This window comes from Morganella psychrotolerans (assembly GCF_001676055.1).
Lineage (GTDB): Bacteria > Pseudomonadota > Gammaproteobacteria > Enterobacterales > Enterobacteriaceae > Morganella > Morganella psychrotolerans_B.
Genome location: NZ_LZEX01000010.1, coordinates 21192 through 35664, shown reverse-complemented (window position 1 = coordinate 35664; position 14473 = coordinate 21192). Strand labels below are relative to the sequence as shown.

Below are 14473 nucleotides of genomic sequence, written 5' to 3'. Positions count from 1 at the left end.
TTCCTTACGATGAAAGACGGGTGCGTTTGCCCTGTGAAATCACATAATGACGGATGACCCCGGCCACTTCGAACAGCCAGTACAGTAATTTCGCCACCACAAGACAAAAACCAAAAATAAGACAGAAAAATACCACGCGGGAAACAAATGAATCCATTCCTTCGCGGGCCAGTACAATCATGTTAAATATCGCACCGAAACAAAATGCATGCAGGATAGCCGCTTTATAACGGTTCGTTTCCCGCTGTCCCTGAACATAGAGCCAGTCAAACCATTTAATAATTAATCCGACCACCACCGCACCAAGCGGAACAAACCAGAACCCGCCCATAACCACCAGAGAGCCTATCAGGGTCGGAGAAATCGCCAGCCCGGAATGGTTATTCAGTACTTCCCAGGTAAAATAGTTTGCCGCATTCAACACAGTATCCGGGCGGTCAGGCCACAGCCAAGCGGGGATAAAGACATAGAAATCACGGATAATCGGCGCCAGCCCCTGAAACTCAATTTTGTCGTAGTTATCCAGCAGCAAGCCGAGGTTTTCCCACGGCGAAAAAGTATCACGGGTCAGATAGAGGAAGGTATAAAAGGCTTCTGCGCCGCTGACATCCAGACTGTAGCGTTTGAGCGCCAGCCAGAACATACCCACCACACCGAACACACCGGCGCTGACCAGCATCCACAATGAGATCCAGCCGCGGACAATCCCGATAAACAGGAAAAGTGCAAACGCAATAATGATATTGGCGCGGGTTCCGCCGACAATCACGTAAGTCATAATCCCGAATGCCACTGTCGCTATCAGGAAGCCAATCCAGCGGTTAAAGGTCGGTTTCAGGAAGAACACCACCAGCATGGCGGGGATGAAGAAATAGAAAAAGCGCTTTAATGCCACGCCGGTGACCTGGCTTGAGAAAATCTGGCTGTAGGTTTTCAGCTTGAACAACAACAACCCGTTTTCCATAAAGAAAATCCCGGCGGTACCGATGGCAATCGCTGCCAGCAACATCCAGGTCAGGTTTGTTTCTGTTTTATTCATGCTGAATAACGGACGGCTGCCCGCTGATTCTGTTTTGCGCAGCCGGGTTTTATATGCCACATAATAAATAGCATAGAAACTGGTGGATGCCAGCAACGCCTGCAGCAACGAGGAAGCCGGCACCACCTGCACATCAAACTGAAAAACCAGCGTAAACGTAAACGGGAAGCCAAAATAGAATGTCAGCAGATAAAGCAGGGAAAAGAAGATATTAAAATTGAAACGAACCCGCCGGAACTCCCGGTAAGTCAGCAGCAGGATGAACGTCAGTGAGATAAACCAGACGGTAAACAGCCCGATAAAATCAAACTGGCTCATGCCTTTTTCTCCTGCGAAAGGGTCAGCGCACGCTCCCAGCCCTGAACAAAGTTCGGGCTGAAAAAGGCAATTTTCTCACGGTCGAGCGCAAACAGTTGCTCACGCGCCTGTGCAACAACAGCCGGAGTCAGGTCATCCCCGTAAAACAGAACCGGTACCTGTTGCTCTGTCATATCCTGCCAGAACGGGTTCTGGCGGCTGATAACAAACGGAATACCAAACTGGATCAGCAGACAAAGTGTGCCGATACCCTGCTGGCGGTTAAAGATAAAATAGCCGAGGTCGCACTGTCTCAGTTGATTGAGATAAACATCAAAGTCTATTTTATCTTTCAGAATGTCAACTTGTTGTGAAGAAAACAGTTTCTCTGCAAACTCTTCAACTTCGGCAATATAAGCACTGTTATTTTCCGGGTATCCCATCGGAATAATAATCTTTACCTTATCACCAAACTGCGCATGAATGCGTGTCAGCGCCTCTGTATGACGATTTGAGCGATCACCCGAGTTACCCAGCAGGATCATGACATTATCATCACTACGTGGCTCCGGTGGTGTTAACACAGTCAGAGACGGGTCCATGCGGGTCGGGAAATAGAGTAAATCTCCCGGCACCTGCGGGCGGAACTGTTCAAAGTAATTTAAATCCCCGCAGGTCCCGAAGACATGCCCGACACGCTTTTGAGCCAGGCGGCGCAGATGATAAAACAGTCTGAATTTAAGCTGGCGGGAATCTTCATATAAATCTGCCCCCCAGATGTGCCAGAAAAACTGATGGCGTTTAATTTTTCCGAACAGTAATCCCAGCCAGATCAGGGCATTAAACTGACCATGAAAGAAAAAGCGGCACTGCCGGTCACGTTTTGCTTTTACGGTGACTGCATTTGCCAGGCTTTTTTTATCCGGATAGATATCCAGTTCCAGGTTGGGATATTGCGCCAGAAGCTGTCCGGCGGTGGAAACGACCATAAATTCAGGCATTTCATCACGCGGCAGTGCAGGTGCCAGCACATCATTGAAGAAGCGCAGCACGGTTTGGTTATGGTGCGGGATATCAGATCCTAAAACGTGAATTAAAGTTATCATGCTCGCCTGCAATAGATCAGAAATACGCTACAACACAAAAGGAAGTAGATAATATAAGTCACCATATACGCCTGCGCCGCGCCGACAGCGCCATGTGCAGGGATAAGCCAGTATGCGGACAGCGTCAGTAACGCAAACTGCGTCACCTCAGTGAGGATATAAAACCGCAGTGCGGCTTTGGCAATGACCAGATATCCGAACACATACGCACCCACTTTCAGTACATCGCCGGCAAGCTGCCATGCGAACAGTTCCCGCATTCCGGTAAACTGGTCAGAAAACAGCAGCCAGATAGCAAAATCCCGCAGCAGCCAGACCATAAAACTCGCGACTGCCACAGCAGGTAATACAAATTTCAGTGATTTTATAATTTCGCGGCGGATCGCTGTTTTTTCCTGTAAACGCGCCAGTGTCGGCAGCAGGTAGACAGAAAATGATGCCGTAATAAACTGTAAATACGCATCTGAAATACTGGTGACGCCAACCCACATCCCTACCGCATCCCAGCTGTAGCGGTCCGCCAGCAGGTTTCGCATCAGGATATAAGCGACCGGCAGTGTTACCGCCGTCATCAGCGCCATCAGGGTAAATTTTCCCAGATGTGAGGCAATTGCGCGATCCCAGGCCGGTTTCAAATCTGACAGCGGGAAGCGTTTACGGCGCAGCATAATAATCAGCGCCGGAAAAATAATCAGCGCAGGCACCAGTGCAAGCCCCGCCAGTGCGCCGCCGTAACCCCACAGCCGCAGGCACAGATAATACGCCGCCACACCAATCAGGCTGCCTGCCACAATCGCAAGAGCATTGCCGCTGGCATCACGGTAACCTTTTAAAATAGCAAGGAAATAGTTAGCGTAACCAATTCCCATCTGAATAAAAGCCACCGCAACGATAACTTCACGATATGAATCGTGTCCGAACAGCAGCACACTGATTTGCGCGCTGAACAGCAGGAAAATAATCGCCAGCAGGGTCGAAAAAAGCAGAATAATAGTCGATGACGTGCCTAGTATTGCCCGGCGCTTATCAGCGTCCTCATGGTGCTCGGCAATATATTTTGTGACACCGTTAAAAATACCGGCACCGGACAGCACGCCGAGAACCGTAACCAACTGGCGGAAGTTCCCCGCCTGCCCGATACCGGACGGGCCGTAGGCCAGTGCCAGCAGTTTGACGACTAACAGCCCCGCCCCGATTTTGATCAGGGTGGAGCCGGCCGTCCAGATTGATGCTCTGGCTAAAGACATATTACGCGAAGAAATCCTTAATCAGACGGATCACAGTTTGCTGCTCGTCTTCTTTCATGTTGTAGAACATCGGCAGGCGCACCAGGCGATCACTTTCACGGGAGGTAAAGATATCCTCACCATGGAAACGCCCGAATTCCACCCCTGCCGGACAGCTGTGCAGCGGCACATAATGGAATACCGTCAATACATCATGGGACTTCATAAATTCATTAAATGCAGTGCGCTCTTCCACATCTTTCAGCTTGATGTAGAACATGTGTGCATTCTGCTCCATGCCTTCAGGTACTACCGGCAGTGCCAGTAATCCATCTTCCGCCAGCGGTGTCAGGGCATCGTAGTAAATCTGCCAGAATGCCAGGCGGCGCTCATTAATTTTTTCCGCTTCTTCCAGTTGCGCCCACAGATAAGCGGCCTGTAAGTCAGACATCAGATAGCTGGAGCCGATATCACGCCAGGTGTATTTATCCACCTGACCACGGAAGAACTGGCTGCGGTTGGTGCCTTTCTCACGGATAATTTCTGCACGCGGGATCATCGCAGGGTCATTAATCAGCGTTGCTCCGCCTTCACCACCGGAAGAATAGTTTTTGGTTTCATGGAAGCTGTAACAGCCGATATGACCAATTGACCCCAGCGCACGGCCTTTATAAGTCGACATCACGCCCTGTGCGGCATCTTCCACCACATACAGGTTATATTTCTTCGCCAGTGCCATGATGGTGTCCATTTCACAGGCCACGCCCGCATAATGTACCGGCACAATCGCTTTGGTTTTATCTGTGATTGCTGCTTCGATTTTGGTTTCATCAATATTCATGGTATCCGGGCGGATATCCACAAATACCACTGTCGCGCCACGCAGTACAAAGGCGTTCGAGGTTGATACAAAGGTGTAGCTCGGCATGATGATTTCATCACCCGGCTGAATATCCAGCAGAATAGCTGCCATTTCCAATGATGCAGTACAGGATGGTGTCAGCAGGACTTTAGCGCTGCCAAACCGTTTTTCCATCCATTCTTCACATTTTTTGGTGAACTGTCCGTCACCACACAACTTGCCGCTGGTCATGGCCTGCTGCATATACCCAACTTCAGTGCCGACTACAGGTGGTTTATTAAATGGAATCATTGCATCCTCGGTATAACCAATAGGCTGTACTGTCAATCGTACCGCCGCTTTTTGTATAAAGGCGCATTGCCGCAAGATTACTGAGCTGTGTTGCAACCCGTAATACACGGCAGTGATGTTCAGCACACCACTGTTGCGCCGCCGACATTAATTTCAGGCCAATTCCCTGACCCTGATTGCCCGGCAGTACCGCCAGCAGACCTATGCGGGCGCTCTGTTCGTCCGGTTTGCGCAGTGTGACAAATCCGGCTGTTTCATTCTTTTCATTACGAACCAGCAGGCAATCTTTATCAAACGTACCCAGTACCGCTTTTTCCGCCCAGGTCGCATAGAACCGGGCGCTGTCGTCCGGCTGATACCAGGGGGCACGAAAGCGGCTCTGTGCAAATACCTGTGCCGCCGCTGCTTTTATGACCGTGATATCATCACTGACGGCATAACACAGCGGTCCGTAAGACACTGCATTTTCTGTGCCAGCCTTCACGTTCAGCGCAAAATCCACTTCACTTTCTGCTAAGGAAAACCCCAGTGCGGATAAACCATCCAGCGCATTCAGGTCGCCGGTGGTAATTTTTGCCTGCACCAGATCATACGGCGCGAAATCTGCGACTGTCAGGGGAGCAGCATCCGGGGAAAGCGCCAGTTTTGCCGTTTTCAGGGCAAAAAAGTCACTTTCCCATGCGAGTAACTCAATACTGGCGCGGACGGACATGGAGTAAATTCTTCAGATACTGACCATAACCGGTTTTCGCCAGCTGACGGGCGGACTCAGCCACCTGTTCATCACTCAGCCAGCCGTTGCGCCATGCAATCTCTTCCAGGCAGGCAATTTTAAAGCCCTGGCGCTTCTCGACTGTCTGTACAAAGGTGCTGGCCTCGATCAGGCTGTCGTGTGTGCCGGTATCCAGCCACGCAAACCCGCGTCCCAGCAGCTCGACATTCAGTTCACCGCGCTCCAGATACATCTGGTTGATACTGGTGATTTCCAGTTCGCCGCGCTCCGAGGGTTTCACCTGTTTCGCGATATCAACCACCTGATTATCATAGAAATAAAGTCCGGTTACTGCCCAGTTGGATTTTGGCTGTGCCGGTTTCTCTTCAATAGAGAGCGCGCGGAATTCATCATCAAACTCCACCACACCAAAACGTTCCGGATCCATAACCTGATAGCCAAAGACAGTCGCGCCCTGTGTGCGGGCAGCAACAGTTTTCAGTTTCGGACTGAACGCGTGACCAAAGAAGATGTTATCACCCAGCACCAGGCTGCATGTGTCATCACCGATAAACTCTTCACCAATGATAAACGCCTGCGCCAGGCCATCCGGAGATGGCTGTTCCGCGTAGCTGAGCGAGATCCCGAACTGATCACCATTACCCAGCAGACGGCGGAACGACGGCAAATCTTCCGGTGTTGAAATAATCAGCACTTCGCGGATCCCCGCGAGCATCAGAACGGACAGCGGATAATAAATCATCGGCTTGTCGTAAATCGGCAGCAGCTGTTTCGACACACCACGGGTGATAGGATGCAACCGGGTACCGGAACCACCAGCCAGAATAATACCTTTCATATCAGCCTCTTACTTATCACTTTCCAGCCCGAGGCGCTGTCCGGCATAAGAGCCGTCCTGCACCCGGCGCCACCAGGTTTCATTATTCAGATACCATTCCACGGTTTTGCGGATCCCGGACTCAAAGGTTTCCTGCGGACGCCAGCCAAGGTCATGCTCAATTTTATCGGCATCAATCGCGTAGCGCAGGTCATGGCCCGGGCGATCAGTCACATAAGTGATTAAATCGCGGTACTGAGCAACACCGGCAGGCTTTTGAGGATACAGCTCTTCCAGTAGTGAACAGATGGTTTCGACAACCTGAATATTCTTGCGCTCATTATGACCGCCGATATTGTAGGTTTCGCCAACTTTTGCCTGTGTAACAACCGTATAGAGTGCGCGCGCATGGTCATCCACAAACAGCCAGTCGCGGATCTGTTCGCCTTTGCCGTAAACCGGCAGCGGTTTACCGGAAATCGCATTGAGGATCACCAGCGGGATCAGTTTTTCCGGAAAGTGATACGGTCCGTAATTATTTGAGCAGTTGGTAATAATGGTCGGCAAGCCGTAAGTCCGCAGCCAGGCGCGTACCAGATGGTCACTGGACGCTTTGGATGCGGAATACGGGCTGCTCGGTGCATACGGTGTGGTTTCCGTGAAAAAGCCGTCCGGCCCTTCCAGGTCGCCATACACTTCATCAGTGGAGATATGATGAAAACGGAAAGCGGATTTTTTCTCTGCATCCAGCGCCTGCCAGTAATGACGGACGGCCTCCAACAGTGTGTAAGTGCCCACAATGTTAGTTTCGATAAAATCAGCCGGACCATCAATGGAGCGGTCAACATGACTTTCGGCTGCCAGATGCATCACCGCATCAGGCTGATACTGAGCAAACACACGGTCAAGTGCCGCGCGATCACAAATATCAACCTGTTCAAAGGCATAGCGTGCATCATCAGCGACCGGCGCCAGGGACTCAAGGTTCCCGGCGTAGGTCAGTTTATCAACCACAACAACACTGTCAGCTGTATCACCGATAATATGACGAACAACAGCAGAGCCGATAAAACCGGCTCCGCCTGTCACTAAAATTCGTTTCAACGCCATACTCCTTTGGTGTCGATGATCCATTTCTGCGGGATCTGGCTGCCCGGAATATTTTTAAACGGTGTGTGATCAACGAGCAGCAAAATAATATCCGCGTCAGCAATCGCTTTATCGATTGATGTCAGCTCCGCCAGCCCTTTCAGCTTATTCGGCAGTTCGTGAACATTCGGTTCAACCGCCAGGGTTTTCCCTGCATGCCACTCAGCCACCATTTTAGTGACATGAACAGCCGGGCTTTCACGTAAATCATCAATGTTTGGTTTAAATGCCAGACCAAAGCAGGCAATGGTCACTTCACTTGCACGTTTGCCGGTTTCTGTCAGGCAATCAGCAACAGCGGCTTTCACCTGGTCGATAACCCACAGCGGTTTGCCGTCGTTAACCAGACGCGCGGTATGGATCAGACGCGCCTGTTTCGGGTTCTGCGCCACGATAAACCACGGGTCAACTGCGATACAGTGTCCGCCCACACCCGGACCCGGCTGTAAGATATTCACGCGCGGATGGCGGTTTGCCAGACTGATCAGCTCCCAGACGTTGATGCCCTGGTCGGCACAAATCAGTGATAATTCATTGGCAAATGCAATATTGACATCGCGGAAGCTGTTTTCAGTCAGTTTGCACATTTCAGCCGTACGCGCGTTAGTGATTACACACTCCCCTTCCAGGAAGATGTAATACAGTTCGCTGGCGCGTTTTGAGGATTTTGCTGTCATGCCGCCGACAACGCGGTCATTTTTAATCAGTTCAACCATTACCTGACCCGGCAGTACACGCTCAGGGCAATAGGCGATATCAATATCTGCATCTTCACCGGCCTGCTGAGGGAAAGTCAGATCCGGGCGGGCTGCCGCCAGCCATTCTGCCATCTGCTCAGTCGCACCGACCGGAGAGGTGGATTCCAGAATCACCAAATCCCCTTTTTTCAGTACCGGCGCAATAGATTCTGCCGCTGACTGAACAAAGATCAGATCAGGCTCATGATCCCCTTTAAACGGGGTCGGAACTGCAATCAGGAACGCATCCGCAGGCTGTGGTTTGGTAAAGGCCTTCAGGAAACCGCCTTCAACGGCCGTTTTCACGACTGCGCCTAAATCCGGCTCCACGATATGAATTTCACCACGATTAATGGTATCAACCGCATGCTGGTTCACATCCACACCAACACTTTTTTCTGACGGGAAGCAAATGCTGCCGCTGTTGGCAAACCGATGTAACCCAGACCGACAACAGAAATAGTTTCAAAACTCATAATGTCACCTGATTGTTTTTCAATGCTTCAAGAATACGCTGGCACGCTTTTCCGTCCCCGTACGGGTTATGTGAACGGCTCATCTCATGATAAGCCGCCGGATCGGTCAGCAATCGTGTTACTTCACGAACGATAGTGTCGGTTTTTGTGCCGACTAAACGAACAGTACCCGCGTCAATTGCTTCCGGACGCTCGGTGGTGTCACGCATCACCAGAACTGGTTTACCTAATGATGGTGCTTCTTCCTGGATACCACCGGAGTCGGTCAGGATCATATAAGCATGGTTCATAAGATACACAAAAGGAAGGTAATCCTGTGGGCTGATTAAAACAATATTGCTGATGTCATGCAGAATACGTTTTACCGGCTCACTCACATTCGGATTGAGGTGGACCGGGTACACAATCTGGACTTCAGGATGTGCGGTGGCGATTTCAGCCAGCGCATGACAAATCCGCTCAAAACCATCACCAAAACTTTCACGGCGGTGACCGGTCACAAGGATCATTTTTTTGCTGCTGTCGATAAACGGATACTTCGCATCCAGTTGATCCAGCAAATTTTTATCCTGCATGATACGGTCACGGACAGATAACAGCGCATCAATCACCGAGTTACCGGTGACAAAAATATGACTGCCGTTTATCCCCTCACGCAGTAAGTTTTCACGCGAGTTTTCAGTGGGCGCAAAATGATACATCGCCAGATGTCCGGCTATTTTCCGGTTGGCCTCTTCCGGCCATGGCGAGTAGAGATTTCCGGTACGCAGACCGGCTTCTACGTGTCCGACCGGGATGCGGTGATAGAACGCCGCCAGGCTGGTCGCCATAGTTGTTGCTGTGTCGCCGTGCACCAGAACGACATCAGGTTTAAAATCGGCAAAAACCGGTTTCAGCCCTTCAAGAATATGACAGGTGATATCGGTTAAATCCTGCCCCGGGCGCATAATATTGAGATCATAATCAGGTGTGATCTCAAAAAGGTGTAAGACCTGATCCAGCATTTCACGATGTTGCGCGGTGACACAGACTTTTGCTTCAAAAGCGTTATCTGCGGCCAGCGCATGTACCAGCGGAGCCATTTTGATGGCTTCAGGGCGGGTACCAAATACAGTCAATACTTTCACTGAGATTCTCTTTTATTTTATATGATATCCGGCATTAAGCCGGTGGCGGTTTCCCGCCTTAAAACTGGCCGGAACACAGGTTTCCGGCCGGTTATTTCTTCTGCAACTATCACAACTACGGACGACGACGGGCTAATGCCACACCGGCTCCCGCCAGCGCACCGATAAAGCCCCACATAATCATCATAAACGCACGGCGCGGACTGTCACGCTTGATTGGCTCATCCGGTGTACGCAGGTAGCGATATGCACGGAAATTGTCATCCAGTGTCGGACCGACATTCAGTGTCGCTAACATGGCGATATTTTGCTCATAGTCTTTATCAAAATCAGGCCCGGCGGCTTCCAGCGTTTCCAGGCGTGCCTGCAACATTGGTGTGCCTAATAAAAAGAGCTGTGATTTCGGCAGTTCATTAACAGGAACATCTGTCTGGCTGCGGCTGATACCCTGTTTTTGTGCAGTCATAAGTGCATTTTTCAGCAGACCGGTTTCACGCTGATAAAGTGATTCCGCCACCATTTTCTGACGCTTCACCAGTGCTTTCAGTGACTGAGTGCGGGTTGCCCACGCGCCTTTCAGTTCATCATTCAGGTTCAGAGCTGCACGGTTGCTGGCAAAATCAATATACTGGCGCAGCAATGTGGCTGACTCTTCCGCAGATTCCGCGGTTAATGTCAGCGTGTCATTAACCAGTTTTTTAGTATCATCACGCGGGATTAGCGTGATGTTATTAATCATCTCATCCAGTAGTGCGGCATCGGCTTTGGCATCATTTTCCATGCGGGATTTGTAATAATCCGTCTGTAACCAGAAATCACGGCGGGTATCATAAGAGGCCGCCTGAGTAATAAATTCCTGGTAAGCTTCATTCGGGATAGGCAGTAATGCTGCCGATTCCTGAGCCGCATTCAGATGGTTATCCAGATTGCGCATAAATTGCTGCTGCGAATAATATCCGCCTAAATTATTAACTGTCGGATAATCAGTGATCGCCGTCGAGTTCCATTTTTGCTGCATAAAGTAACTGGCACCCAGAGATACCAGCGCAAACACAACGGCAATACCGACTATCCATACCTTGCCGCGCCACAATGAAACAAACAGCGCGCGGATATCTAATTCCTGGTCATACTGCGTTTGTTGCGGGTCCGGATTATTTTCTGAACGCATATCAACACGAGCCTCTGTGGTTAAAAATTTAGTGTGTGGCCGATTTGCGACGCATACGGCGTCTGTGGCGTTTGATAAAACGGGCGACTTTCCAGGCGCGTTTAATGCAGTAGCCATACATAATAAAAGCAAGCAAGAACAGTGCCAACATCACCCATTCAGGGACAAAGCTGAGCACCTGTCCGGCAATACCAATTGCGGCTAATACTGCTGCCGCCAGGGTTATTACCACAAAAGATTCGCGGGACGTAAACCCGGAACGCATGATCAGATGATGAATATGCTGGCGATCCGGTGAGAACGGACTCATTCCTTTGCGCAGACGGCGGTACATGATTGCCACCATGTCCATCAGCGGAATAGCAATAATCCACAGTGCCGTAACCGCATTAATCGCATGCGGCTCCGCGCCCTGTGATGCGGATGTCAGTAACCAGATAATCGTAAAGCCGATCAATGTACTGCCCGCATCCCCCATAAAGACTTTAAAACGACGACCGAACAGCCCTAAGTTAAAGCAGATATATGGCAGGATCGCGACAATAAAGGTAAAGCACCAAAACGCCAGACCACTGTTACCGCTCAGCGCAAACAAAATGCCCAGTGCGCCGAAAGAGACACAGGAAAGCCCGCCGAGCAGCCCGTCAATACCATCCACCATATTGAACGCATTTACCGCGCCCCATACCGCGAACAGTGTCAGCACATAACTGAACGGACCGAGGGTCAGCTCCCATCCACCGAATGCATAACCCAGGCTGTCGAGCTTCAGGTTGGCAAACACCATCATCACGATAGCAACTGCAGCCTGAATACCGGCCCGCAGTTTCACACTGATATCAAACCGGTCATCCAGCGCACCCACAAAAACAAGCAGCGCCGCACAACCGAGGTAAATAAATTTATGTGCAATAAACTCATCACTGATGAGGAACGCAAAACAGACACTGATAAAGATAGAAATCCCGCCGACCAGCGGAACCAGCCCCTGATGTTTTTTGCGGTAATTGGGTTTATCCACCAAACCGATAGCAACACCGGCTTTACGGGCAACAAAGACCGTTACTGTAGCGAATACAAATATGATTAGGAGTTCAGTTAACATAGTGAGATTCACAACAACCCTTTTCAGCTATTTTTTATTATCCCTGCCGGCTGACAGCACCGCGCAGAACTTGCCATTTTCAGGCAAAATAATACATGCAAGAAACATACCACGCCCTATCAGGCAAGGGTTTCAAACATAACCGGTAAAAAAAAAACGCCACATTGCATGCGGCGTTAGTTATAAAGTGTCGTCGAAAAGCTACGAGCGTTTCATAAAGTCGAAGAAATCTTCGTTCGTCTTCGTCATCGCCAGCTTATTGATCAGGAATTCCATTGCATCAATCTCACCCATCGGATGGATAATTTTGCGCAGGATCCACATTTTCTGTAATTCATCCTGAGTCGTCAGCAGCTCTTCTTTACGTGTACCGGAGCGGTTGTAATCAATCGCAGGGAAAACACGTTTTTCAGCAATTTTACGGGACAGGTGTAATTCCATATTACCTGTTCCTTTAAATTCTTCGTAAATGACTTCATCCATCTTCGATCCGGTATCTACCAGTGCAGTCGCGATGATGGTCAGGCTTCCGCCCTCTTCCACATTACGTGCCGCACCAAAGAAACGCTTAGGACGATGTAAGGCATTCGCATCCACACCACCGGTTAATACTTTACCGGATGACGGTACAACGGTGTTGTACGCACGGGCCAGACGCGTAATGGAGTCGAGCAGGATAATAACGTCTTTTTTTATGCTCAACCAGACGTTTCGCTTTCTCGATAACCATTTCAGCAACCTGAACGTGACGGGCCGCAGGCTCATCAAACGTAGAGGCAATTACTTCGCCTTTTACCAGACGCTGCATCTCGGTCACTTCTTCCGGACGCTCATCAATCAGCAGTACCATCAGAACGCAATCAGGATAGTTGTGCGCGATATTTGCCGCAATATTTTGCAGCAACATGGTTTTACCGGCTTTCGGCGGTGCCACGATAAGACCACGCTGGCCACGGCCGATAGGCGCTGCCAGATCCAGAACACGGGCGGTTAAATCTTCTGTTGAACCATTACCGCGTTCCATACGCAGACGTCGGTTTGCGTGCAGCGGGGTTAAGTTTTCAAACAGGATTTTGTTACGGGCATTTTCAGGTTTATCAAAGTTAACTTCATTAACTTTTAATAACGCAAAGTAACGTTCACCTTCTTTCGGCGGACGGATTTTACCTGAAATGGTATCACCGGTGCGGAGGTTAAAACGACGGATTTGGCTTGGAGAAACATAGATATCATCAGGACCTGCGAGGTATGAACTGTCACCGGAGCGGAGGAATCCGAATCCATCCTGCAATATCTCCAGCACGCCATCACCGAAAATATCCTCTCCGCTCTTCGCATGTTGCTTGAGGATAGAGAAGATGATGTCCTGTTTTCTCATACGGGCCTGATTCTCAAGCCCCATGTTTTCGCCAAGGGTAATCAGGTCTGATACCGGCGTATTCTTTAATTCGGTAAGATTCATAATGGTGGGTTCTTTGACTCGGGGTGTATCTCGGATTATGAACGTGAATAATAAGGTAACGTCTGCGTTACCAGGTTAATTTGTTACAGAACCGATGTTCACGGTTAATACGACTGTTGTGTGTATTTCCGCGTAATCGCCTGCAAGACTGACTGTGCACACCGGGCGTAAGGCAAGATGTGATACACATCCTATTTTGAGAGAACAAATTGGGTGACATTCCCGCAAATTAGATTTATCTCCGAGGGATAACCGGATAATGTGACCGGTATATCGGATACCAAGATGTATCCGGAGATAACAGACTTTCAGACACTACAGAGTAGTCAGTATGTTATGCTGTCAGCAGAATTTAAACAATACCTGATTAGCTGGCGCTAACTTAACATGCTTCAGACGAGACGTCCAGCGGGTGAACACTGATAATTTGTTCACGCCCCCGGACGTCTTAATAATATGCACTAAAATGAACAATCAGATATTATTATCGATGAACGTTTTCAGTTGTGTCTTAGACACTGCACCAACCTGGGTCGCTTTCACGCTGCCATCTTTAAACAGCAGCAGCGTGGGAATGCCACGAATGCCGTATTGAGGCGCGGTCTGCGGGTTATCATCAATATTCAGTTTAGTGATGGTAATTTTCCCTGCATATTCTTCGGCGATTTCGTCTAGAATAGGGGCAATCATTTTACAAGGACCACACCATGCCGCCCAGAAGTCAACAAGTACAGGGCCGGTTGCTTTTAACACGAGTTGTTCAAAACTGGAATCAGTCAGGTGAATAATTTTATCGCTCATTGTTCAGCTCCAAGATTTATACAATACCCCATTAGTTTAACACTAACTAATGATAGGATTTGCCTATTTCAGCG

At 49.6% G+C, this 14473-nt stretch carries 11 protein-coding genes and 2 pseudogenes; all 13 read right to left on the bottom strand.

Going from position 1 to position 14473, the window contains the following annotated elements; genetic code table 11:
• Nucleotides 1–4 precede the first annotated feature (4 nt).
• Nucleotides 5–1357 carry an ECA oligosaccharide polymerase gene (gene wzyE, locus AYY17_RS08035; RefSeq protein WP_067422821.1) on the bottom strand — a complete coding sequence of 451 codons (1353 nt, stop codon included), beginning with the start codon at nt 1355–1357 and terminating at the stop codon, nt 5–7.
• Nucleotides 1354–2442 (bottom strand): TDP-N-acetylfucosamine:lipid II N-acetylfucosaminyltransferase, encoded by a 1089-nt coding sequence (gene wecF, locus AYY17_RS08030; RefSeq protein ID WP_067422819.1) that lies wholly within the window; start codon nt 2440–2442, stop codon nt 1354–1356. The genes wzyE and wecF overlap by 4 nt, the downstream gene beginning before the upstream one ends.
• Complete coding sequence (wzxE, locus tag AYY17_RS08025; protein WP_067422817.1) at nt 2439–3689, bottom strand: lipid III flippase WzxE; 1251 nt, start codon at nt 3687–3689, stop codon at nt 2439–2441. The genes wecF and wzxE overlap by 4 nt, the downstream gene beginning before the upstream one ends.
• A 1-nt stretch (nt 3690) precedes the next feature.
• Nucleotides 3691–4821, bottom strand: a complete 1131-nt coding sequence (gene rffA / locus AYY17_RS08020; protein WP_067422815.1) for a dTDP-4-amino-4,6-dideoxygalactose transaminase — start codon at nt 4819–4821, stop codon at nt 3691–3693.
• Nucleotides 4808–5533 carry a dTDP-4-amino-4,6-dideoxy-D-galactose acyltransferase gene (gene rffC / locus AYY17_RS08015; protein ID WP_067422813.1) on the bottom strand — a complete coding sequence of 242 codons (726 nt, stop codon included), beginning with the start codon at nt 5531–5533 and terminating at the stop codon, nt 4808–4810. The genes rffA and rffC overlap by 14 nt, the downstream gene beginning before the upstream one ends.
• A complete protein-coding gene (gene rfbA, locus AYY17_RS08010; RefSeq protein ID WP_067400811.1) occupies nt 5511–6392 on the bottom strand; it encodes a glucose-1-phosphate thymidylyltransferase RfbA in 882 nt (293 codons plus the stop codon). Before rfbA ends, rffC begins: the two co-directional genes overlap by 23 nt.
• Nucleotides 6393–6401: 9 nt before the next feature.
• Nucleotides 6402–7481 (bottom strand): dTDP-glucose 4,6-dehydratase, encoded by a 1080-nt coding sequence (gene rffG / locus AYY17_RS08005; protein WP_067422811.1) that lies wholly within the window; start codon nt 7479–7481, stop codon nt 6402–6404.
• Nucleotides 7472–8733: pseudogene (gene wecC / locus AYY17_RS08000) on the bottom strand (UDP-N-acetyl-D-mannosamine dehydrogenase). Before wecC ends, rffG begins: the two are co-directional and overlap by 10 nt.
• On the bottom strand, nt 8730–9860 hold the full coding sequence (gene wecB, locus AYY17_RS07995) for a non-hydrolyzing UDP-N-acetylglucosamine 2-epimerase (RefSeq protein WP_067422807.1): 1131 nt from the start codon (nt 9858–9860) through the stop codon (nt 8730–8732). The pseudogene wecC and the gene wecB overlap by 4 nt, the downstream one beginning before the upstream one ends.
• Nucleotides 9861–9975: 115 nt before the next feature.
• Nucleotides 9976–11031 carry an ECA polysaccharide chain length modulation protein gene (gene wzzE, locus AYY17_RS07990; protein ID WP_067422805.1) on the bottom strand — a complete coding sequence of 352 codons (1056 nt, stop codon included), beginning with the start codon at nt 11029–11031 and terminating at the stop codon, nt 9976–9978.
• Nucleotides 11032–11059: 28 nt separating this feature from the next.
• Nucleotides 11060–12136: a UDP-N-acetylglucosamine--undecaprenyl-phosphate N-acetylglucosaminephosphotransferase gene (gene wecA / locus AYY17_RS07985; RefSeq protein ID WP_067422803.1), complete on the bottom strand. Its 1077-nt coding sequence runs from the start codon at nt 12134–12136 to the stop codon at nt 11060–11062.
• Between the two features lie 201 nt (nt 12137–12337).
• Nucleotides 12338–13598 (bottom strand): annotated as a pseudogene (gene rho, locus AYY17_RS07980) (transcription termination factor Rho).
• Nucleotides 13599–14072: 474 nt separating this feature from the next.
• Nucleotides 14073–14399 (bottom strand): thioredoxin TrxA, encoded by a 327-nt coding sequence (gene trxA, locus AYY17_RS07975; protein ID WP_067365408.1) that lies wholly within the window; start codon nt 14397–14399, stop codon nt 14073–14075.
• Nucleotides 14400–14473 lie beyond the last annotated feature (74 nt).

Coding starts and splice junctions, on each gene's coding strand:
- wecF (WP_067422819.1), bottom strand. CDS start 2,442: ATGATAACTTTAATTCACGTTTTAGGATCTGATATCCCGCACCATAAC.
- trxA (WP_067365408.1), bottom strand. CDS start 14,399: ATGAGCGATAAAATTATTCACCTGACTGATTCCAGTTTTGAACAACTC.
- wzxE (WP_067422817.1), bottom strand. CDS start 3,689: ATGTCTTTAGCCAGAGCATCAATCTGGACGGCCGGCTCCACCCTGATC.
- wecA (WP_067422803.1), bottom strand. CDS start 12,136: ATGTTAACTGAACTCCTAATCATATTTGTATTCGCTACAGTAACGGTC.
- rfbA (WP_067400811.1), bottom strand. CDS start 6,392: ATGAAAGGTATTATTCTGGCTGGTGGTTCCGGTACCCGGTTGCATCCT.
- wzzE (WP_067422805.1), bottom strand. CDS start 11,031: ATGCGTTCAGAAAATAATCCGGACCCGCAACAAACGCAGTATGACCAG.
- rffA (WP_067422815.1), bottom strand. CDS start 4,821: ATGATTCCATTTAATAAACCACCTGTAGTCGGCACTGAAGTTGGGTAT.
- wzyE (WP_067422821.1), bottom strand. CDS start 1,357: ATGAGCCAGTTTGATTTTATCGGGCTGTTTACCGTCTGGTTTATCTCA.
- rffG (WP_067422811.1), bottom strand. CDS start 7,481: ATGGCGTTGAAACGAATTTTAGTGACAGGCGGAGCCGGTTTTATCGGC.
- rffC (WP_067422813.1), bottom strand. CDS start 5,533: ATGTCCGTCCGCGCCAGTATTGAGTTACTCGCATGGGAAAGTGACTTT.